The sequence below is a fragment of the Spirosoma pollinicola genome, assembly GCF_002831565.1.
Lineage (GTDB): Bacteria > Bacteroidota > Bacteroidia > Cytophagales > Spirosomataceae > Spirosoma > Spirosoma pollinicola.
Map to the genome: position 1 here is coordinate 5878898 of NZ_CP025096.1, position 21136 is coordinate 5900033.

Annotated in this window: 17 protein-coding genes; 6 read left to right on the forward strand and 11 right to left on the reverse strand. The window is 48.5% G+C overall.

Annotated elements, in window-relative coordinates:
- Positions 1-21 precede the first annotated feature (21 nt).
- The 5 genes from CWM47_RS24740 to CWM47_RS24760 all read right to left on the reverse strand — a co-directional run bounded on the left by CWM47_RS24740 (position 22) and on the right by CWM47_RS24760 (position 4607).
- Positions 22-1122 carry a mandelate racemase/muconate lactonizing enzyme family protein gene (locus CWM47_RS24740; protein WP_100990909.1) on the reverse strand — a complete coding sequence of 367 codons (1101 nt, stop codon included), beginning with the start codon at positions 1120-1122 and terminating at the stop codon, positions 22-24.
- A 107-nt stretch (positions 1123-1229) separates the two neighbouring features.
- Positions 1230-2357, reverse strand: coding sequence for an amidohydrolase family protein (locus CWM47_RS24745; RefSeq protein WP_100990911.1), 1128 nt, complete (start codon positions 2355-2357; stop codon positions 1230-1232).
- Between the two features lie 20 nt (positions 2358-2377).
- Positions 2378-2857: a 2-C-methyl-D-erythritol 2,4-cyclodiphosphate synthase gene (gene ispF, locus CWM47_RS24750; protein WP_100990913.1), complete on the reverse strand. Its 480-nt coding sequence runs from the start codon at positions 2855-2857 to the stop codon at positions 2378-2380.
- 132 nt (positions 2858-2989) lie between these two features.
- Positions 2990-3343 carry a nucleotidyltransferase domain-containing protein gene (locus tag CWM47_RS24755; RefSeq protein ID WP_100990915.1) on the reverse strand — a complete coding sequence of 118 codons (354 nt, stop codon included), beginning with the start codon at positions 3341-3343 and terminating at the stop codon, positions 2990-2992.
- A gap of 22 nt (positions 3344-3365) precedes the next feature.
- Entirely contained in the window at positions 3366-4607 is a 1242-nt protein-coding gene (locus CWM47_RS24760) for a M16 family metallopeptidase (RefSeq protein WP_100990917.1), read from the reverse strand.
- Positions 4608-4697: 90 nt separating this feature from the next.
- Here CWM47_RS24760 and CWM47_RS24765 point away from each other — a divergent pair, with 90 nt between their 5' ends.
- Positions 4698-5822 (forward strand): tetratricopeptide repeat protein, encoded by a 1125-nt coding sequence (locus CWM47_RS24765; RefSeq protein ID WP_240625444.1) that lies wholly within the window; start codon positions 4698-4700, stop codon positions 5820-5822.
- 101 nt (positions 5823-5923) lie between these two features.
- Here CWM47_RS24765 and CWM47_RS24770 read toward each other — a convergent pair whose 3' ends face one another.
- From CWM47_RS24770 to CWM47_RS24780, 3 genes are all read right to left on the reverse strand, one after another.
- On the reverse strand, positions 5924-7900 hold the full coding sequence (locus CWM47_RS24770; RefSeq protein WP_100990919.1) for a DNA polymerase III subunit gamma/tau: 1977 nt from the start codon (positions 7898-7900) through the stop codon (positions 5924-5926).
- Positions 7901-7959: 59 nt separating this feature from the next.
- Positions 7960-8757, reverse strand: coding sequence for an ion transporter (locus CWM47_RS24775; protein ID WP_100990921.1), 798 nt, complete (start codon positions 8755-8757; stop codon positions 7960-7962).
- An 87-nt stretch (positions 8758-8844) separates the two neighbouring features.
- The gene (locus CWM47_RS24780) at positions 8845-10179 is read right to left on the reverse strand and encodes an MFS transporter (protein WP_100990923.1); all 1335 of its coding nucleotides are present in this window, start codon (positions 10177-10179) and stop codon (positions 8845-8847) included.
- Between the two features lie 369 nt (positions 10180-10548).
- Here CWM47_RS24780 and CWM47_RS24785 point away from each other — a divergent pair, with 369 nt between their 5' ends.
- The 5 genes from CWM47_RS24785 to CWM47_RS24805 all read left to right on the forward strand — a co-directional run bounded on the left by CWM47_RS24785 (position 10549) and on the right by CWM47_RS24805 (position 17059).
- Complete coding sequence (locus CWM47_RS24785; RefSeq protein ID WP_100990925.1) at positions 10549-11253, forward strand: GNAT family N-acetyltransferase; 705 nt, start codon at positions 10549-10551, stop codon at positions 11251-11253.
- A 430-nt stretch (positions 11254-11683) separates the two neighbouring features.
- Positions 11684-12031, forward strand: coding sequence for a hypothetical protein (locus CWM47_RS24790; RefSeq protein WP_100990927.1), 348 nt, complete (start codon positions 11684-11686; stop codon positions 12029-12031).
- 128 nt (positions 12032-12159) lie between these two features.
- On the forward strand, positions 12160-13476 hold the full coding sequence (locus tag CWM47_RS24795) for a cryptochrome/photolyase family protein (protein WP_100990929.1): 1317 nt from the start codon (positions 12160-12162) through the stop codon (positions 13474-13476).
- Positions 13477-13655: 179 nt separating this feature from the next.
- The gene (locus tag CWM47_RS24800) at positions 13656-16016 is read left to right on the forward strand and encodes a TonB-dependent receptor (RefSeq protein WP_240625446.1); all 2361 of its coding nucleotides are present in this window, start codon (positions 13656-13658) and stop codon (positions 16014-16016) included.
- A 2-nt stretch (positions 16017-16018) separates the two neighbouring features.
- Positions 16019-17059: a DUF4249 domain-containing protein gene (locus CWM47_RS24805; protein ID WP_100990933.1), complete on the forward strand. Its 1041-nt coding sequence runs from the start codon at positions 16019-16021 to the stop codon at positions 17057-17059.
- On the opposite strand, the gene CWM47_RS24810 is transcribed toward CWM47_RS24805, so the two are convergent.
- The 3 genes from CWM47_RS24810 to CWM47_RS24820 all read right to left on the reverse strand — a co-directional run bounded on the left by CWM47_RS24810 (position 17060) and on the right by CWM47_RS24820 (position 21020).
- Entirely contained in the window at positions 17060-18322 is a 1263-nt protein-coding gene (locus CWM47_RS24810; RefSeq protein WP_240625451.1) for a lytic transglycosylase domain-containing protein, read from the reverse strand. It abuts the gene before it with no gap.
- A 107-nt stretch (positions 18323-18429) separates the two neighbouring features.
- Entirely contained in the window at positions 18430-19692 is a 1263-nt protein-coding gene (locus CWM47_RS24815) for a lytic transglycosylase domain-containing protein (RefSeq protein ID WP_240625455.1), read from the reverse strand.
- 239 nt (positions 19693-19931) lie between these two features.
- A complete protein-coding gene (locus tag CWM47_RS24820) occupies positions 19932-21020 on the reverse strand; it encodes a lytic transglycosylase domain-containing protein (protein WP_100990935.1) in 1089 nt (362 codons plus the stop codon).
- Between the last annotated feature and the right edge of the window lie 116 nt (positions 21021-21136).

The window sequence follows — 21136 nt, forward strand, 5'->3', positions numbered from 1 at the left end:
GTGAATTGTGAAAATGCAGGTTTAGCTAATTACTTTTTTAACACATTTTGCCAGAAATGCCGAGTCTATTTCAGCCCCAATACCCGGTGCGTCGGGGAGTTCGATCTGATAACTGTTGTACGTTATACCGCCATAAACCGGGTCTTCGGCATGTTCGAAAAAAGCGTCCAGGTCATAGAAACGAACATTTTGGCGGGCCGATGCAAAATGCGCGTTGGCCGTCAACGCCAATCTCGACTCCGACATACAGCCAATCATACAGGGAATTCCGGCGGCTTCGCCAATGGCGTTGATCTTGAGGGCTTCGAAAATTCCCCCGCTTTTAGAGAGCTTTATGTTGAAGTAATCGACCGCTTCTTCGCGTACCAGCCGAATGGCATCGTGCGCGTCGAACAGGCTCTCATCCGCCATAATAGGGACGGTTGTTTTCTGTCGAATCTGCCGTAATCCGGCAATGTCGTGTCGTTTGACAGGTTGTTCGCAATACTGCACATTCCAGTCGCCAATAGCGCGTAATACGCCCGTAGCCGTCACCACATCCCAGCCCTGGTTGGCATCGGTGCGGATGGGTGTCTTATCACCAATGGCTTTGCGGATGGCAGCTACTCGGGCAATGTCGTCGTTTAGATTCGTGCCAAGTTTCACCTTTATCGCTTCTGCACCTTTTTCCTGAATACGTAAAGCATCTTCAACCATGCGCTCGGGCGTGTTGATATAAATCGTCTCATCCGTCACGAGCGTCTTTTTTACACCGCCCAAAAACTGATAAAGGGGCATTCCGGCGGCTTTGGCGGCAATATCATACAGGGCCATGTCGAAGGCCGAGCGCGTAGTTGGGTGCGCGGGCAAGTACCGGGTCAATGTATTGACACAGCCCTCAATATCGAGCGGATCGCGGCCGATCAGGAGCCTCGCCATGTCGTCGGCAGCGGCCAGGCCCGAGGCTTGTGTTTCGCCGGCAATCATCCACAAATGAGAGCCTTCGCCCCAACCCGTGATGCTTTCGTCGGTTTTAATTTCGACCAGTATATTCCGGGCGTTCTCGATGGTGCCGAGCGATATAGCGATGGGCGCTTTGAGCGGAATGTCGTAGCGGTAAAGGGAGATTTGGGTGATTTTCATTGGGGTTTAAACGCAAAGGGCGCAAAGGATAGCGCAAAGAACGCAAAGGTTAAAGGTGGTTTCGTTGCGACCTTTGCGTTAACCTTTGCGCCTTTGCGTTTAAAAAATCATTTAGGGAATTGACTCTTGTCCAACCCCGGAATAAGCCGGAGGGCGTTTTTATAGTATACTTTTTTCAGCACTTCATCGGGTAGCCCCATGCCATACATCCGCCAGAAGGCATGGTATTTTTTGTGGTAAGGGAAGTATTCGTCGTCGGTTTCGAGGACACGGAAGTAGGTCGCGTATTCTGACGGAACCCAACTATCTTTTCCGAATAGGATACGATCCTGGTATTTTTCGAAAAACTTCCGGCTCGCTCGTGGCTGACGGCCCAACTCAGCGATAACAGCCCCAATCTCAACGTTCATGTTCGGGAACACGGTCATCAGGCTGTCGAGCTTGTTCAGGTCGTTGGGATACCAGCCCATATGAGCGGCAATAAATGTTGTTTTTGGATGCTTACGAAACACGTTGTGCTGTTCGGCAATGAGTTTTTCCCAGGGGACGGGGTCGTTGGCAGCACGCTTCCGACCACCATGTAGCTTAAGTTCGAGCCAGCGTTCGTTATACCGATCCATTGGGTCCCAAAACGGCTTTGGGTCGGCGGTGTGAATCAGAACGGGTACGCCCAGTTCACCACATTTTGCCCAGATTGGGTCCAGTCGTGGGTCGTCGACCGCAACACGGTGTCCTGATTCGTCTTTGTTATTAAGGCCCAGGTTCTTGAAAATTTTCAGCCCGTGAGCGCCTTTTTTTACATCGGCTTCCAGTAGCGCAACGGATTCTTCCGTCCAGCCTTTGCGGCCAATATCGTCGAAGTTGAGATTCGTGAACAGCACCAGTCGCTTTGCATTGGACTTATTTGCGTTGGCCAATGCATTGTCGAAAAACTGCGTACCCTGCGCCACGCTTCCCCAACCCCGGCCGCTGAGGTTGATCATAATGCCCATATTAAGGCTGTCCATCTGGGCCAGAAGCGGCTTTAGGTTCGCCTTATCCATATCCCACTGGTGGTTATGCACGTCAATAAATGGGTATTTTGAGTGCGTCAGCTTATGTTCCGGTACTTTCAGCGTCGAAACGGGGTCATATTCTTCGAAGCCAAGAGGCATATCGGGCTGACTCGGTTTCGACTGGCCACAGGCAACTAAGCCAGCCAGTAGGAGGGCAGGAAGGTAAATGAGTGTCTTCATAGACAGGTTGTATTGATAAACTAATCTTTAAAGATAAGCGCCACACAATGAGCCGCAATACCTTCACCACGGCCTACAAATCCAATATGTTCGGATGTAGTGGCTTTGATCGAAATATCGTCTTCGGGAATGGCCATTACTTCGGCCAGACAAGTTTTCATGGCGGGAATATGTGGGTTGAGTTTCGGCTCCTGCAAGACCACGGTCACGTCGACATTCGAGATTTCGTACCCGGCTTCCCGCACCATACGCAGCACTTCGGCCAGCAGTAATTTACTGTCGATACCCTTCCAGCGCGGATCTTTATCCGAAAAATGGTAACCAATGTTTCGCATGTTGGCGGCTCCCAGCAGGGCATCGCAAAGCACATGGCACACCACATCGGCATCGGAATGGCCAACTGGCCCGAATGTACTAGGAATCTGAATGCCGCCTAACCAGAATGCCCGCCCTTCTTCCAGGCGATGAACATCATAGCCTTGTCCTACTCGTATTTTCATGAGGTGAATCCGTTTTCACGGAGGTAAGCGTCAACTTGAAGAAGAAATTCTGAAGCTATGTCAACGGCATCAATAGCATCCAGTTCCGACACATCTTCATCAATCTCATAGTCGCTGTTTTGACATTTTCGTTCATACTACTTTCCCTTCACGGCGAACGTCTTGGTAGAGAAATAAATCTGATTGCAGGTATTTTTTCAATGAAGTCGGCTTGACGGAAATCAATGTAGTATGCTTTTCTGATAGGTCATATACAGCATCAATCATATACCTGATCTCATTCGCTGACTTTACTTCCGTGTCGTTCAATATGACCATGTAGTCAATATCTGATTCTGCACGAAAATCACCACGGGCGTATGAGCCATACAGGACAACCTGCGCCAGCCGTTCGCCGTATAGCTCCGTGAGGGCCTGTTTCACCTCCTGCGATAAAGCTTGAAGCTGATCGGGCGAGAGGGCTTTGGGTTGATAGGTTGTTTCCATAATACAGGCTGGTTTAACGCCATCAGGCCTCGGTCTTACGGTAATATAGGGTCGAGCAATTGTCTTTTCGTAACACTTGCCGGGCCATTGTCTGTATCGAATCGGGCGTGACGGCCTGGATTAACCCCGCTTCCTGATTGACGAAATCGGGGTTACCCGCATTGGCCGCGTAGGCAAGGTTCATCGCCCGGTTCAATAATTCTACTTCCGAGAAGGCGAGTGTGGCTTCTGCCTGGTTTTTTACTTTCGCCAGCTCTTCCTCCGGTACGGCCTGATCAATAAACTCCTGCACAACCGATTCCACGGCGGCATCGGCTTCTTCCAGCGAAACGCCTTCGTTCAAATTACCCTGAATAACCAGCAGACCGGGGTCTATAGAGGCAGTAATATAGCCATGTACACTGCTGAACAGCGGGTTTGTGCGTAATAATTGCTGATACAGTCGAGACGATTTGCTCCGGCCAAGAATATCGCCCAGCAGATCGGCGGTGTAAAAATTGGCGTCAAAACGGCCCGGCATATGATACGCTTTGTACAATCCATTTAGCGGTACTTTGGCCGATGTTTCCAACTTCCGGGCTTCGGTCTGCTTCGGCTCGGTTGGTAGTTGACGAACATAGGGAATCCCCGCCTGAATAGGCGCAAACCATTTGGCGCATAATTGCTTAACCTGCTCGACGGTCACGTTGCCCGCCACCACCAGAATCGCATTGTTAGGTAGATAATATTTGAAGAAAAACGATTTCACATCGTCCAGCGTGGCGTTTTCGATATGACTGATATCCTTGCCAATCGTTGCCCAGCGATACGGGTGCTGCTGGTAGGCCAGCGGACGAAGTTTTAACCAGACATCGCCATACGGCTGATTCAGATAGCGCTGCTTAAATTCTTCAATGACGACTTTCTGCTGCACGTCCAGCACCTGCGGGTCGAACGAAAGGCTCAACATTCGGTCCGATTCGAGCCAGAAAGCCGTTTCCAGGTTAGCCGCCGGGAGGGTAATGTAATAATTTGTAATGTCGGGGCTGGTGAAGGCATTATTTTCGCCCCCAACTTTCTGCAACGGTTCGTCGTAGCTTGCGATGTTTTGCGACCCACCAAACATTAAGTGTTCAAATAAGTGGGCAAAGCCTGTTTTTGTGGGATCTTCGTCGCGCGAACCGACATTGTAAAGAATATTTACGGCGGCCATTGGCGTCGATTCGTCTTCGTGGACGAATACCTGTAGACCGTTATCTAAGACAAACTGTTCGTAATGAATCATGAATTATATGTTGCGTAGAGCTCTCGTTCGATAATACGCCCTGAACAAAAGTACAGTTCCGGCTGTATAGAATCAAACGACAACATTTTAGTGCCAAATACATTGCTAGTAAAAAAGTGGTTTCTTTTCGTCTGCCTGCTAGGTTTGTCCTTCTCGGGGCGGGCGCAGGTATTGACCGATCCAGTAGCGCAACAGACGATTCTGAAAACGCTCGACGATATTTATAATCTTGAGTTTGCCAACGCTGAGGTGCAGATTCGTCAACTCCAGACCCAGTTTCCGCAGCATCCCATTGGCCCAATTTTACGGGCTACTGAGCTGGAACTTCAATACCTGCCTTTGCACGAAAATAAAGCCGCCACGGCACAGTTTATTCAGAGTGTTGAGCAGGGCCTTTCGCTGGCAAAAAAGATGCTCGATAAGGATGCCGATGACCCGGAAGCCGTATTTTTTGCCTTAACAGCGCATAGTTATCTGGCCTCTCTTTACAATAATAAAAGTGAGTCGCTGAAAGCTGTAGGAGAGTCGAAAAAAGCGTATAATTATCTCCGGGAGGGGATGGTTCTGATAGGCAAAAACCCTGATTTTTATTTCACGACCGGCTTATACAATTACTACATTGAGCGCTACCCAATGGATCACTCGATTGTGAAGCCTTTCATGCTTTTTTTTGAAGATGGCGACATGGCGCTGGGTTTGAAGCAAATGGACATAGCGGCAAAAAAAGGAATTTTTATGCGTCCGGCTGCCAACTATTACCTGGCGCATATCTTACTTAAGCACGAAATGAGTCCCGGCCGGGCCGTTGTTTATGCAAAATACCTGGCTGATAAATACCCCCGAAATCCGCTATTCGGTATGATCAACGCCGAAGCACTTCTGCTGGCGGGTCGCTATGCCGAAGCCCGGCCATACGTGCAACGCCTAAAACAAATGCCTAATAAACTGGTGCCAATGGCGGTCAATACATTTACGGGAATGCTGGCTGAATATGCCGACAAAGATGATAAAGAAGCCGCCGAAGCCTACGAACTAGCCCTGCGGCAACCCTTCAACGACCCCTATACAAAAGAATATCACGCCTTTGCCTATGCGGGGCTAGCGCGTATTGCTGCCCGCGCCAACGACCGCAACCGGGCTCGTATGAACTACAAAAAGGCCCTGGCCGTAGGTCAGTATAAAGCATTGATTCGCGAAGCGAAAGCGTATAAATAGACCAACCGGGATTTTATCAAGATTTAAAGAATTAGCCAAGATTACAGGCCTCCTGCGGTAATCTTGGCTAATTCTTTAAATCTTGATAAAATCCCGGTCATTTAATAGTCTACTTCCAGATTCAGCACTTTCCGTAACTCATGCAGGGCAGGGTTTTTCTCGGCGAGGTAATTGAATTTATCCAGAGAGCTATAAATCATCTTCTTCACTTCCTGCAAGGTGACCTGATGCTCTAACTGAATCTGACTATTCTGAAGTTCGGTGCGTAGATAGCCCAGTAAATCGGGTTTGACCTCGGTTAAGTAGCCGACTTGGAGCGTGTTGTCGAGCGTAATTTGAATGACTGTATCGTTAAGAATCAGATCACGGTTTAATACCAACTGCTCTGTTGCCGAGTCGTTTTGCTGTTGCCTGATTTTAGAAAATGCACGCCAAACATCCATCAACTCATCAAACGTAAACGCTTTGTCGGGACGCACTGGTCCGGTAGAAATTACCTCGGTATCGGCATCCGTTGTTGATGCAACCGGGACTGCAGTCAACGAAACGGTTGAACGCAGGCGACTGCTGGCCGGGCGTGGTGGTGGCCCACTATGTGGTCTGGTCGATGCCTCTGGTTTCGCAACTGTAGCTGGTTGAGATATAGCGGGGGCTACAGTCGCTACCGCAACACCAGGGTCTTTATCCGGCGTAATAGCTACGCTGGTTGGGGCAACTGAATGACCATTTTGATAATCCGCTCCATTTGTGACTTTGCTGTTTGTCGCCGTACCATTGGTGGTGTGGTATCCATTGACAGGCTCGCTTGTGATGGGGTGGCTTTCGCTTAACTGGCTACCGTTAGTTGAGGGCTGCGAGGGGCCTGGCGCTGGTTTGCCGTTTTTTTTTTCGTCTACCGATGGCTCGGCAGTAAAACGTTCGGGAGTAGGGGTGCCGTTTTGGTGTGCTGCCAACTCAGGTAATGTATCCCAGTTGAGGAGGTTACGCAGGTTGGCCAATTTCATCAGCCAGAGTTCAGTATGCAACCGTTGGTCTTTGGCTTGTTTATAATTCATGTCGCACTGACCGCCCAGGCTAAGCGCCGACAACAGAAACGACATAGGGGCCCGCATGGCCTGATCGAGGTATTGCCGCCGGACATTCTCCGTCACTTGCAGCAACTGCACCGTAGCAGCATCCTTGCAAACCATCAAATCGCGGAAGTGGCGGCAAAGACCAACCACAAACTGGTGGCCGTCGAAACCCTTGCGCAGAATTTCATCGACCGTCAGCAGGCTCTGCGGTAAATTGCCCGCCAGCAACAGGTCGGTTAGTTTGAAGTAGTAATCGTAGTCGAGAATGTGCAGGTTTTCCAGCACTTCTTTATACCGAATAATCCGGTCGGCTGCGAAGGTCACGTTCAGGTCGAACATTGACAGCGCATCACGAAGGCCGCCATCTGCTTTTTGGGCTATCAGATCAAGCGCTTCAGTTTCGGCAGTGATACCCTCTTTTTCGGCAATACCCGCCAAGTGACTGGCGATGTGTTGCGGCTGAATTCGGTTGAAATCGAAAATCTGGCAACGCGATAAAATCGTTGGCAGAATTTTGTGTTTTTCGGTCGTTGCCAGAATGAAAATGGCGTAGGCCGGAGGCTCTTCCAGCGTTTTTAGAAACGCGTTGAAAGCTTGTGTCGAGAGCATATGCACCTCGTCAATAATATAAATCTTGTATTTAGCTCCCGATTGTGGAGGGGTTCGTACCTGGTCAATTAAGCTACGGATGTCTTCAACCGAGTTATTTGAGGCTGCATCCAGTTCATGGATATTAAAAGAGGCATTTCGATTGAAACTAACGCACGACTCGCAGGCATCGCAGGCTTCCCCTTCGGCAGTTAAGTTTTGGCAATTGATCGTTTTCGCCAGAATCCGGGCGCAGGTCGTTTTGCCAACCCCACGCGGCCCGCAAAACAGAAAGGCCGACGCTAAATGATTGGTTTTAATCGCATTCTTAAGCGTAGTGGTGATGTGCTCTTGCCCAACAACCGTGTCGAACGTTGCCGGGCGGTACTTGCGGGCCGAGACCACGAAATTTTCCATAGTCAAAGATAACAGGGGGGCGGGTGAAAGGCAAATGTGGTTTTGGTGAAGTAAGTGAATCAAATCTCCTTTCCACAATGCGGGCACACTCTCCGCTGGGGTGTTTTTCGGTCCCGAATGTGCTCATTGAATCCTGATACCAAAATACCTGTTGGCAGGGCAAACAGGCCAATACCTAAAATGGCCGTAATGCCGCCCAGTAACTTGCCAAGGGGCGTTATGGGGTGAATATCTCCGTAGCCCACCGTTGTCATAGCGGTAACGCCCCACCACATAGCGGCCGGAATGCTTGAAAATTTGTCGGGTTGGACAGGGTGCTCAACGTAATACATAACACTCGACACGATGATCAGCATAAAAACGACGAGCATGGTACTTAGAATCAACTCCTCTTTTTTGTCGTTCACTACCGTCTGGATCATGCGAAAAGCATGAGAATAGCGCGAGATGCGAAACAGCCTGAAAATTCGGAATAGCCGCAAAATCCGGACAATAGCCAGATCGGTGGCGAAGAGCGTAAAGTAAAACGGGAAAATGGCCAGAAAGTCAATCAGGGCACTTGTGGAGACTATATAGCGTAGCCGACCCCAAAACCAGTGGTGATATTTTTCATTCTCGACACAGGCCCAGATACGCAGAACGTATTCAATCGTGAAAAATACGACCGAAAATAATTCGAAATCGGTAAAAATCTGCGCAAATCGTCGATTGTACTCCGGTACTGTATGAAGTACAATCGCAATGGCATTCAGCGTAATAATGGTGATCAGCAATAGATTGAACACCAGGCTTACACCCCGTCGTTTTCCGGCTGAGGTTTCAAAAATACTGTACAGAGTTTTGCGAAGGTGTAGCATGATAAGAACGGTCGGTGGTTCTGCAAGCTACTAATCAAACGCTGAACTTTTATTCCGTTCACACAAAGACGTATGTCAACGAAAACTTCATATTGATTTGGTATCGCGAAGTGTATAATGCCTAACAGTGAAGAAAATCGTGACGGTAGCCACAGCCGCCAATCCACCCGCAAAAAGTCCAATCGTTGGTGCCGAAACATACGTTAGCGCATGACCGGCAATAAATGAACCGACAATGTCGGAGAGGTTCACAAATGCCATGTAGGTAGTGAACTGCGAACCTTCCACACCTTTTCGGCAGATGGCCATCAGCACGGGCATGGCAGCCACGCTAATGCCAGGATCCATAAAGTATAACGCAACCAGACCTGTTTGGGCAACTTCGCGCTGAATCCAAGTGGCCGACATGATATTGAAACTGAGCAGATAAACGGCTACAATAGCCAGAACAATGACAAGCAGCCGACGGGGACTAATGCGGTCGGCTATATACCCGCCCATCAGGGCAACCCCTGTCGCGACGAGCATCCCATAGGTGCCCGTCAAAATCGAAACGGATGTATCGGCCCAGCCTAGTTTCTGAATCAGGTGGTAATTATAAGCCCGCATAAATAAACTGATGCTTACATAGGCCGCCACTACAGAGCCAAATAGAAGTACACTTCGCCTGGCGAACAACCCCTTGAAAAGCTCGCTGAACAACCAACGGAAACTATGATCGGGTGTCGTGCCTTGCCGGGCTATTTGTGTTGATGGGGATTCAACTGATTGACGTTTGAACGAAGGCAGGAGCCGTTCGCCGGGGCGCTCCCGTATGAAAAATGTCAGTACTGTAAAGGCTAACAGGCAGAGAGATTGGAAGAGGGCTGCGTTGAAAAAGCCGTATGTATGCAGAAGTTGAGAAAACACGGCCGCCCCAACACCCGTACCAATCAGGAATCCTGCCCGCATAAACGCGTTTACCCGTCCACGCTCAGCTTCTGGTATCACCGAAATGGCCATAGCATCTACACTGGCATCCTGAACAGCGGCAAAAATACTATGTCCAAAAAAAAACCACGCCAGTGTTGATACATTGGTTGTTGGGTTTCGGACGAATAAGAGCCCCAGCGATGCTAGAAAGGCCAGACACTGGGCGCTAATAACCCAGGGTTTTCGGCGACCCATCGATGAATTCTGGTAGCGGTCAATCAGTGGTCCCCATATAAATTGAAAGGCCCAGGGTAAGCCCACAACAGCCGCAAACGATCCAATGGTCGACGGGCTGACCCCTTCGGCGGTAAGGTAGTTGGCGAGGGCTGTCAGGGAAAAACCTGCCGGAACCCCCTGCATTATATATAGATAGAAAAACACTACGTACCGTAGCCAGCGGCTTCGGCTCAGCGTGAGCGGATAGTTGGAGGTAGGAAGGGCCGTTAACACAAATCAGGCTTAGCTTATAGACCAACAGGGTTAGCTGTCGGCAACCAGACATGTAGGACATAACGATTAATAAATATGTTTTGATAGATCACGAACTATCCTGTAAAAAAACCGTTTATTTATTGCAAGACCCGGATAATCTCTCTAACATTGTCCGCGGTTTCATCGCAAGACCAATGGCAAAGCTCGTATATCTACCGACTTTCTTCCATACTACGCCATTTCGGTTTAGGTCCGAAAGGACTATATCATTTTGTTTGCCTATGTGGTAAACTATTCTCGCCTGTTTCCTCGTTTTATTCATCTAACAAATCAGCTCGGATTACGCTGTCTCCGTTTTGCGGCTTTACCACCGCCCAATAAACGACAATGATCACACCAGAAATAGTTAACGATTTATACATCGTTCAAGTCGCAAATGAAAATCATTTGCGGTTAGCCGAAACCATCTGCCATGAAATGGAAGAAAGCGCGAAAGCCCGGGGAACCGGCATTGCCAAGCGATCGCCTATTTATGTCATGGAGAAAATGCTCGAAGGGAAAGCCATTGTGGCTATGACTCTAACGGGCGAATGGGTTGGCTTTTGCTATATTGAAACCTGGGAACACGGCAAGTTCGTGGCCAATTCCGGGTTGATTGTACACCCCGACTATCGCAAAAGCGGTATTGCTACAAGAATCAAAGCCAAGGCATTTGAACTCTCGCGGGCGATGTTTCCAACGGCCAAAATTATTGGTATTACAACCAGTCTGGCCGTGATGAAAATCAATTCTGACCTGGGATACCAACCAGTCACATTGAGCGAGTTACCCGCCGACGAGGCATTCTGGAAAGGGTGCCAAACCTGCGCTAACTTCGATATTCTGACCCGAACCAATCGAAAGCACTGCCTATGTACAGGCATGCAATACGATCCGGAAGATCATAAAAAAGAAGAGAAAGACGAGAACTGGAATTTCCTGAAGGAGTCGAAACTATATGAGCGCTGGATGCGAATCAAGAATCGTATTCTGATGCGTATCAATCCCACAGATCGCTCGCGTCGCAATAATCGTGAATTGGAGACGGTCTGAGACGTAACATTTAGATAATATTGGAAAAGCGAATAGCCCGGGAGTCACTTCCGGGCTATTCGCTTTTTACGCTATTGAGCCAAAATGATTGAGCCTGAAGGGAAATCTATTGCATTATTTTCTGTAAATTATTACTAATAATAACGAAAATTAACAATTAGGTAATATTGGGAAATTATATTATATTTTGTAATATACCTGTAAAAGGTAGTGGGACAGAATATTTTTTTGTTTACTGATGCTAATTATGTATATTATTTTTAAGTAAGTAGAAGATTGTAAATGCCTATAAAATGATAACATTGCTTTTGTTTGTAGTTTGTTAATATTTGCGTAACATTGGATTAACATTAAGATAACATTGGGCGCTTTCTAAGCCCGATGAAGGATAATTTGATATATCGTTTCACTATTTAATCACGTTGAAGTCATGAAAAAGAATTTAGCTCTTCTCATGCTGGTAGGCTTCCTGGCAACGCAAGCCTACGCTGCGCCTATTACGACAACTAAATCGAAAGCGCCTAAAGCAACGCTGGAGCAGCAGTTATCAAAATATGTTACCTATCCCGAGGCCCTTAAGCCAACTCAACAGGCGGGCGTTGTTGTGATCCAATTCCGGGTAAACTCGTCCAGCGAAGTTTGTAAGCTGGAAGTATTTAGCCAGAACGAACAATTAAATAGTGCGTTAATTCGGCAATTGACCGGCAAAAAAATAAATGGGTATGGTAGTGAAACCAGCGAAGTACACACGGTTCGCTTACGTTTCCAGCCAGAATAAAGGTATTTTAATACACACAAAGCCAGCAGTAGTCAGGAAAAACCATGTACCTGACAATTGCTGGTTTTTTTGTGCCCTAACTTTTTCGGCTTACGACTGGTTAGCGATAAATAAACCATTTAATCCATATGTCTGAACCGCTCTCGCTGGTCTGGCTCCGGCGCGATTTGCGTCTGCACGACAATGCTGCCTTGTATCATGCTTTCAAAAGTGGCCGCCCTGTTCTTCCTGTTTTTATTTTTGATCGCCTAATTCTTGATGCCCTGGATGACCGAAACGACCGTCGGGTCGAGTTTCTGGTTCAGGAGATTAATCGCCTTCAGGATGAGTTGGCTAAACTGGGTTCGACTATTATTGTGCGTTATGGCAAGCCAGTCGATGTGTGGAAAGAACTGATCAGCCAGTATACCATTGGCGACGTATTCGCCAATCACGATTACGAGGTATATGCCAAAGAGCGCGATAAAACTATTGGTGATTTGCTGGCTGAGCACGCCATTGGGTTTCATACCAGTAAAGACCAGGTCCTTTTCGAGCGGGATGAAGTACTCACCGGCAAAAAAACGCCTTATACCGTTTTTACCCCCTATAGCCGTAACTGGCGCGAAAAACTGACAGACTTTTACCTGAAAGCATACCCTACCGAAACCTACTTTAAGCAATTTTGGAAAACTAAATCCCTGCCTGTTCCTACGCTGGATGAAATGGGTTTCGAGCCGGTAGGAGAGTCGTTCCCGCCCCGAGCCACGCCCGATAGCCTGATTGATTCGTATAAGAAAACCCGTGATTTTCCGGCTTTGCCGCATAGTACGAGTCAACTGAGTATTCACCTGCGATTTGGTACCGTTAGTGTTCGCGATCTGGCTAGACAGGCGAAACAGGTAGAGGATAAAACGTTCCTGACTGAACTCTGCTGGCGTGACTTTTACTTTCAGGTACTCGACCATTTTCCGCACGTTGAGAAACAATCCTTCCGGCGGGAGTATGATCAGATCGAGTGGCGTAACAATGAGGCTGAGTTTGAGAAGTGGTGCCGGGGCGAAACAGGTTACCCTATCGTGGATGCCGGGATGCGCCAGTTAAATACCATCGGCTGGATGCATAATCGTGTTCGGATGATTACGGCCAGTTTTTTGTGCAAACACCTGCTCATCGACTGGCGGTGGGGCGAAGCTTATTTTGGCAAAAAACTTCGTGATTATGACCTGTCGGCCAACAATGGCGGCTGGCAGTGGGCAGCGGGGTCAGGTACCGATGCCGCTCCGTATTTCCGGGTTTTTAACCCTACACTACAAGCCAAAAGGTTCGATGCCAAAGACGTATATATTCGAGAGTGGGTGCCTGAATTAGACACTCCAAACTACCCCAAACCTATTGTAGAGCATACAATGGCCCGGCAACGGGCTATTGACACCTACCGCAAAGCACTGAAAAAGGTTAAATAGACGAGGCAATCTGGCGCGGGCATTCGCCCGTGCCTGTTCATGAGGCAAGCATTCGCTTGCGTCAGTGAATACTGACTTCATGAACAGGCACGGGTAAATACCCGCGCCAGACAATGTTCGTATGCACACCTTTTTGTAGATTACAGCTCTTTTTGTAGATTATTCCACTACCCGGCGTTATGAGGTTACAGCTACCGCTGCTTTTCTGCATTGCTCTATTCTGTCTTTGTTCGTCGGTAGTGGCTCAACAGCGACTTCGCCTGAGTGTCGTTGTGCGCGATGGCGTTACAAAAAAACCAATTCCCGGGGCCAGCCTGTTTATTGCCGAAACGAAGGCCGGGGCGCAGGCAGATAGTTTAGGCGTCATTTCTATTAACCACCCGCCGGGTGTGCTGACAATGTATGTGTCGGCCGTTGGCTACTTCCGAGGACGGGAAACCGTTGTCCTTGATTTCAATAAACGAGTCGAGTACCTGCTACAGCCGCGTTCCACCGATCTGGAGGAAGTCGATGTACGGGCTACCCGCAAAGACAAAAACATCAAAGACGTGCAGATGGGGCAGATTCAGATCAGTATGCCCGAACTGAAACGGATGCCCGTGGTATTGGGTGAGCCCGATATCCTGAAAGCCCTCACACTCCAGGCGGGTGTTACTACGGCTGGCGAAGGCGCGGGCGGGTTTAATGTTCGGGGTGGACGATCCGATCAGAACCTGGTGCTGGTTGACGGCGCCCCTCTATTTAATACGTCGCACCTGTTGGGCTTTTACACGAATATTAACCCCGACATGGTGCAGGATGTGAGCCTCAATAAAGGAGCATTTTCGGCTCAATATGGCGGACGCGTATCGTCGTTGCTGTTAATGAGTACCCGAAACGGTAATAAAGACGGTTGGCGTGTATCGGGTGGGGTAAGTCCGGTGAGCGTGAGGGTAGCGGTTGATGGGCCAATCACAAAAAAATTAACCCTGCTGGCCGGTGGGCGTATCGCCTTTCCGAATTACCTGTTGCAGTTATTTCCAACAGCAAGCGTAAAAAACAGCCGGGCTTTCTTTTTCGACGGAAATCTGAAACTGACCTATACACCTGACGAACGAAATACGATTTCGTTGTCGGCCTACCGTAGTCAGGATAATTTCCAGTTTCCGGGCGATACCCTTTATGGCTGGCATTCGAGTGTGTTAACAGGCCGCTGGAGTTACCTTATCCGTCCAAACATGCAGGTCAATCTGGCTGCTCTTTATAGTGGCTATTACCTGAATGTAGATGGCGTAGCGCCTAACCTGGCTTTCCGGTTTACGTCGCACGTTGAGCAACGGGAAGGCAAGGCAGATCTGTTTTACACGATCAACAAGAAGTATAAAATTCAGGTCGGTACAAATGCGATTCTGTACGGTAGCCAAACGGGGGCCATTCAACCTACGAGCGATCAGTCGAGTATAAATCCGAAGCAAATCAATCCGGAGAAAGGCCGGGAATTGGGAGCCTATATCAATACCGAGTGGGAGTTAACACCAAATATTACGTTAATGGCTGGCCTGCGTTATTCGGCTTTTGCGTTACTGGGGCCGCAAACGGTTTATGGATACGCCGAAAATGTACCAGTCTCACCCGAAACCGTTACTGATTCAGTGCGCTACCAATCCGGGCAAGTTGCCCAGACCTATGGAGGTTTTGAGCCCCGACTGGCCTTGCGCGTTCAACTGGCTAGGAATACGTCGATCAAAGCCAGTGCGGGTCGAACACGCCAATACCTGAACCTGATTTCAAACACAACGGCCATTACGCCACTCGATTTCTGGAAATTAAGCGACCGCTATCTGCCGCCCCAAATTGCAGATCAGGTATCGCTGGGGCTATTTCAGAACTTCCGCGATAATGCGATTGAAGTTAGTGTGGAAGGTTATTACAAACGACTTCAGCATCAGATAGAATACCGGTATGGTGCTAACCTGATCCTGAATCCTAAACTCGAAACCGCGCTCTTGCAGGCTGCCGGGAAGGCCTATGGGGTTGAGTTTGGACTCGCTAAAAATAATGGTCGACTGACGGGACAGCTTAATTATACCTATGCCCGCTCGTTGATTGCCGTACAAACGCAGTTCGATGCACTCCGCATCAATGGGGGCGACTATTACCCGTCTTACATTGACCGCCCGCATACGTTCAATGTGCAGGCCCGTTGGTCTATGTCGCACAACTGGTCGTTTTCGAGCAACTTTGTCTATTACACCGGTGTTCCCGCGACCTACCCGGATGGGCAATATACTTACAACGGCGAGCCGGTGCAGGATTACTCGCGCCGTAATGCCGACCGTATTCCCGACTATCATCGGCTGGATGTAGCCTTCTCGAAAGATACCCGATTCAACAAAGCACAAAAGCGTTACGGAATCTGGACGTTGGGACTCTACAATGTGTATGCGCACAAGAACCCGTACTCTATTTATTTTACCCGCTTCAACCAGCGGACAGAATCGTATCGGCTGTCGGTATTTGGTACAGTAATTCCTTCCATTGCCTACAATTTCTATTTTTAGCCATGCGTCAACTTAGTAGTTATATTCTCATTTTGATCGCCTTAGCTGCCTGTATTGATCAGGTTCAATTGCCTGTTCGTACTGAAGCCCCAAGGTTGGTTGTAGAAGGACAGATCACCAACGAAGCCCCGCCATATACGGTTCGGCTTACATACACCGGTAAGTACGGGGGTGAAAGTGGGCAAAATATCAATGATCAATACGTGAAAGAAGCGCAGGTTAGTGTGGCCGATGATCAGGGGCGCTCAACGCGTTTTGCGTCGATGGGAACAGGGATATATCAAACCACAGATTTAAACTTTCGTGGTCAGGTAGGACGTGCCTATAGTTTATCTGTTGTCTTGGCCGATGGTAACCGCTACGTTACTAAATCAGAACGGATGCCTGCTGTGCCGGTGGTTGACAGTATTTCGGTGAAAGCCGTTAAAACGGGCAACCTGAGTATTCCTTACGCTCTTTCTTATGGCGTTAATACACGTGACCCCGCCAATGAGCAGAATTATTACCGCTGGACAGCCTTTGGCTACACGGTTCGTTTGTCAGTTGGCGTGCCGTGTAGCTTGGGAAATCCCAGTAAGTGCAATTACACCTGCTGGACGTCGGCGTCGAATACTGTTGTCAATATATACAGTGACGAAGCGATTAATGGCAATACGATTCGGGATCGATTTGCCTTGCAGATGCCTATCTATGCCATAGCCCCGCAACTGGTAGAAATACAGCAGTATGCGATTACTCAACCGAATTACCAATTCTGGAAACTCTATCAGCAACAAAACGCCCGAACCGGGAGTATTTTCGATCCACTACCCGCACCCGTCACGGGAAATCTGGTCAATACAAATGACCCAACCGATATAGCACGGGGCTACTTTGCCGTAACATCTATCACCCGGAAGCGTTTGCGTCAGCAGACTGTCCCTAATGTTGGTTTTTATCCGGCTATAACTAGTTTTATTAGCAGCCAGCTTATTCCAGATGGCGACTGCCGGGCAACATACGGTTGGAATGTGCCTGTGCTGGAGCCAGATGGCTGGCAGTAATTATAATTTCCACTGCACAACCCAGCCGGGCTTTAGCACCTTTGGGCGAGCAATGCCCGCCAGTCCGGTAGCAGGGTTTATAGCAAGGAGTGTTAGTGGAATGGTCGTGTTTGTTTCGGACAGAACGGCTTTCGTTACGCGCAGAAACAGATTGCCGCGTGCGTCTATATCATCGACTACGGCATATAGAATATCGCCCTTTTTGAGTTCGTTTTCGTCGATCTGCACATTTTCTGTAAGGGCAAACGCCCAGCTTTGCCCTACTTTGGGTTGGCCGGCCCGCACCAGTCGGGCTGTTACATCGCCTACGAAAACAGTCGCGGATGTCGGGTTATTTTTGAGGAGTTCCGTCAGTAGACTATCCATCACGACAGCTTCAATACGCCCCTTCTGTCTGGTTTGATTGACGGCATCCGTTGAACTGGTCAGCGTTTCAACCGGTACACCCACCAGTTCAGGTTCCTGGTCCTGAAGCCAGCCCATGCGCCGGGCCTGTTCACGCTCTTGCTGATAGGCATCGCCCGAGGAAGCCAGCATGATACCTACCGAGCCCAAGCCATATGAAGGGTTGGTAAACAACTCTTTCATGGCCAGAATCCGGTAGAGGTAATAACCGGTTTCGGGATTCATGGTCATGGCATAATAGTCGCGGTGGCCCGATTTTGTGATTTTGCGCTGCACCATACCCACTCCTCCGTTATAGGCCGCAGCAACGAGTGTCCAGGAGCCTAGCTTGCTATAAAGGAACTTAAGGTATTTGCAACCTGCTTCTGTCGATTTCAAGAGGTCAGCGCGCTCGTCGTTGCCCGGCGCAATGGAAAGCCCCATATCCTGCGCCGTTTCGTCCATAAACTGCCAATAGCCAACAGCGCCGGCAGAGGATACAGCGTTGGATTGCCAGGCGCTTTCGATGAGCGGAAGGTATTTGAAATCGTTGGGAATGTTATGCTTATGGAGAATCGGCTCGATCACAGCGAAAAAAGGAGCCGAGCGGGCTTTAAGCCCATTCAGGTGCTTCACGTAACCCGAACTACTCGCCAGTGCAAAAGCCAGTTTGGCCGAAACATCGCCTTGCTCTGTCGGTACGATTTCACCACAAAAATGAAGACGACTTGGCCCCACAGCCGATTGTTGCTGAACCTGAACCGAACGAACGGGCTTCCCTTTAAGTACTGGCTGTTTTTTTCGTTGAGCAAAAACAGCCGATGGAATGATTAAGCCAATAAAAATCAGGAAGATAAGCTGTCGAATCGATGGCGTCAAAGCAAGTGGATAATGGTTCGGCCTATAAAACGATGTCAGGTCTGGGTTTAGTTCAGTAGCAACAGGAACGTATTTCAGGTAAAGCTTCGGCTAAGGTCAAGCTACATTTATAAGGCCTTCCAGGTTAGAATCCAGCCCGACTTTATTTGGGACAAATCCGACAGTTTAATACCTAAACGACCTGTAGAGGCATCTACAGCCGAGAGTGCGAGGGTATATGTCTGTTTTTCGCTGGCCGAGTATAGTTTTTCGGATCGTAAATACACCTTATTGGTTTTCGGGTCGATATCTTCCACAACAGCATACAATATGTCGCCCTCTTCTACCTCCCGACCACCAGCCATTCCGTCACGGGTCAGGTGGAATACCCAAATCTGCCCACGCTCTAAACCTGAGGGTTCTGTTAGCCGGGCTTTAATACCCCCCCGGAACACATCGGCGGCATTTGGTAACGGGATGTCCAATGTTTGTCCTTTGCCAGCATGTAACCCATCTTTAATGGGCGCATTGATCGCTTCTCTGGTAGCCTCATTCAAGATACCTTCAGGAATAAGTACCTCATCGGTATCGTCGGCAGAGAGGTCGCTGAGGGGTTCGTTTAAACTGGCCATCATTTTATCTGAAATGAGGCTTTTATACGAACGGTAGTTAGCAAATAGCTCTTTGAATGCCAGGATCCGATATAAGTATTTACCTGTCTCTGCATTTAGCCGCAGGTAATAATAATCACGTTGCTGCTGCCGCCTGATGTTACTCAAAAGCGCACCGATGCCATTGTTGTAAGCTGCGGCTGCCAGGGTCCAGGAGCCTAGCCGATTGTACAAATAGCGCAGATAGCGACAAGCCGCATTCGTCGATTTGATTAAATGCTGTCGTTCGTCAATGCCATGACCTACCGATAAGCCTAGTTCACGGGCTGTTGCCGGCATAAACTGCCAGTAACCAGCGGCTCCTTTGGGCGATATAGCAAGGCCTTGCAAAGCACTCTCTACAAGAGGCAGGTATTTAAAATCCAGTGGTATACCGTGTTGGGCCAGAATGGGTTCAATAATTGGGAAAAAGACAGCCGCCCGATGCCGAATACGCAACAGGGCCTGATTTTGGGCGGTATTCCGTATGAGAGCCGAAACCAGCCGACGAGCAACGACTTCTTCATGCACGGGTACTGATTCACCACAAAAATAAACAGGTGGGAGGGCCGTTCTTAGCCTTGGATCAAACCCTAAAACGGCTGTTACATTGATATCAGAATACAGCGTTGGCGTATCTAGTGGTTTGTTGGAAGAAAATGCACTGCCCATAACAAACACAGCCACTACCGGTAGCGAGGCCCAAAAATTTGTTAGAAGGGAAAGTACACGTTTAATCATTTACTCTTTTTTTAGACTATATATTAAATAGATGGTAACTCTATTTAACAGGGCTATTAGTTGATTATAGTTATTTGACTATTCCGGGGCAAAAGCTATGCCATTTTGATAGTAAACGAGATGTATTTTTGCTTATAATATTAATTATGTATATATTTATTATTAACAAATATACTATTATATAAACAAAAAAGCCACCTATAAGGCGGCTTTTTTGTTTAATCGTTAATCAGAATATCTTACAACCAGTCCCAAAAATGCAGTGGCCGCAATCCTTCTCCTTTTTTCCACTGTAGAAAACGTGGCCGACGGAACCGAAGGACCATCAGGCCCATCATTAATTTCTTTATAGGTAAGTGCTGACCTTGCTGTTCCAAATCGGAGAGGGGGGCGTTTGGTGTACCCGAAGCCGCATCGGCGATGAGTTGCTCCGCATCCGACAAGGTTCTGGTCAATGCCGTGTTTGGGCGAGGGCCCCAGCTGAGTGTGGAGTTATCTTCGTCAACCAGTTCAATTGTTGGGGCATCTTTAATTTTCTTTGGCAGGGCCAGCGGTTTATGCCAGCTCGGTAATGGCTTCATGAGTTCTGCCATTGTAGAGCTACGCAGCATAATCGCATACTGACGCGGGTTGCTCAGTAACTCTTTAAATGCCAGAATTCGGAACAGGTAGTGGCTCGTTTCACGGTGTAACTGAAGCCGATAATAGTTTGACTGCCCCTGTTGTTCCATTTTATTCCGGATATGCGTGATGCCTCCATTGTAAGCTGCTGCTACCAGTGTCCAGGAACCTAACTGCCGATACAGTTGGTGAAGATGCCTGCAAACAGCAACGGTCGCTTTCTGAAGATTGTAACGCTCATCGACACCACCATCCACTTTTAAACCCAACTCACGTGCCGTGCCGGGCATTAATTGCCAATACCCTGACGCGCCTTTATAGGATACACTGCTGTTGTCAAGGGCACTTTCGGCCAGTGGCATAAAGCGAAAATCGCGGGGAATTTTATACTTGCGAAGAATGGGGTCGATGATGGGGAAGAAGGTCGAAGCCCGTGTTCGGAGGTCGAGCAGAAACTCCTGCTGGGCTCCATAGGATCGGAGTGTTTGAAGCCACCGACGTGATACATGAGACTCATTTACGGGAACTTCCTCTCCGCAGAAATAGATCGGAAATAGGCGGTTAGTCGAGTCAGCGACTAAGAGTTGTGGGTTGTTCAGTCCATTCGACGACAACGTTGACCGGCTCGTGTCGGCCCCCAAAGCGGGGAGCGTGAGGGCCGATGTAGCGACACTCGACATAGCGAGGGCCGGTTTTATAGCGGCCATGAGCAGTGAAAAACTTACCTCTTTTATCAAAATTATATTAGTTGCTGTGATACATACAGACAATAAAACCCGTACAAAAGTAGCGGGTTTGTCCAATTACAGAATACGAATATAAT

Excerpts from the sequence above, each read along its gene's own strand:
- CWM47_RS24815 (WP_240625455.1), bottom strand. The coding sequence starts at position 19,692 with ATGATTAAACGTGTACTTTCCCTTCTAACAAATTTTTGGGCCTCGCTA.
- CWM47_RS24785 (WP_100990925.1), top strand. The coding sequence starts at position 10,549 with ATGATCACACCAGAAATAGTTAACGATTTATACATCGTTCAAGTCGCA.
- CWM47_RS24775 (WP_100990921.1), bottom strand. The coding sequence starts at position 8,757 with ATGCTACACCTTCGCAAAACTCTGTACAGTATTTTTGAAACCTCAGCC.
- CWM47_RS24820 (WP_100990935.1), bottom strand. The coding sequence starts at position 21,020 with ATGGCCGCTATAAAACCGGCCCTCGCTATGTCGAGTGTCGCTACATCG.
- CWM47_RS24795 (WP_100990929.1), top strand. The coding sequence starts at position 12,160 with ATGTCTGAACCGCTCTCGCTGGTCTGGCTCCGGCGCGATTTGCGTCTG.
- ispF (WP_100990913.1), bottom strand. The coding sequence starts at position 2,857 with ATGAAAATACGAGTAGGACAAGGCTATGATGTTCATCGCCTGGAAGAA.
- CWM47_RS24790 (WP_100990927.1), top strand. The coding sequence starts at position 11,684 with ATGAAAAAGAATTTAGCTCTTCTCATGCTGGTAGGCTTCCTGGCAACG.
- CWM47_RS24745 (WP_100990911.1), bottom strand. The coding sequence starts at position 2,357 with ATGAAGACACTCATTTACCTTCCTGCCCTCCTACTGGCTGGCTTAGTT.
- CWM47_RS24740 (WP_100990909.1), bottom strand. The coding sequence starts at position 1,122 with ATGAAAATCACCCAAATCTCCCTTTACCGCTACGACATTCCGCTCAAA.
- CWM47_RS24770 (WP_100990919.1), bottom strand. The coding sequence starts at position 7,900 with ATGGAAAATTTCGTGGTCTCGGCCCGCAAGTACCGCCCGGCAACGTTC.
- CWM47_RS24755 (WP_100990915.1), bottom strand. The coding sequence starts at position 3,343 with ATGGAAACAACCTATCAACCCAAAGCCCTCTCGCCCGATCAGCTTCAA.
- CWM47_RS24805 (WP_100990933.1), top strand. The coding sequence starts at position 16,019 with ATGCGTCAACTTAGTAGTTATATTCTCATTTTGATCGCCTTAGCTGCC.
- CWM47_RS24760 (WP_100990917.1), bottom strand. The coding sequence starts at position 4,607 with ATGATTCATTACGAACAGTTTGTCTTAGATAACGGTCTACAGGTATTC.
- CWM47_RS24800 (WP_240625446.1), top strand. The coding sequence starts at position 13,656 with ATGAGGTTACAGCTACCGCTGCTTTTCTGCATTGCTCTATTCTGTCTT.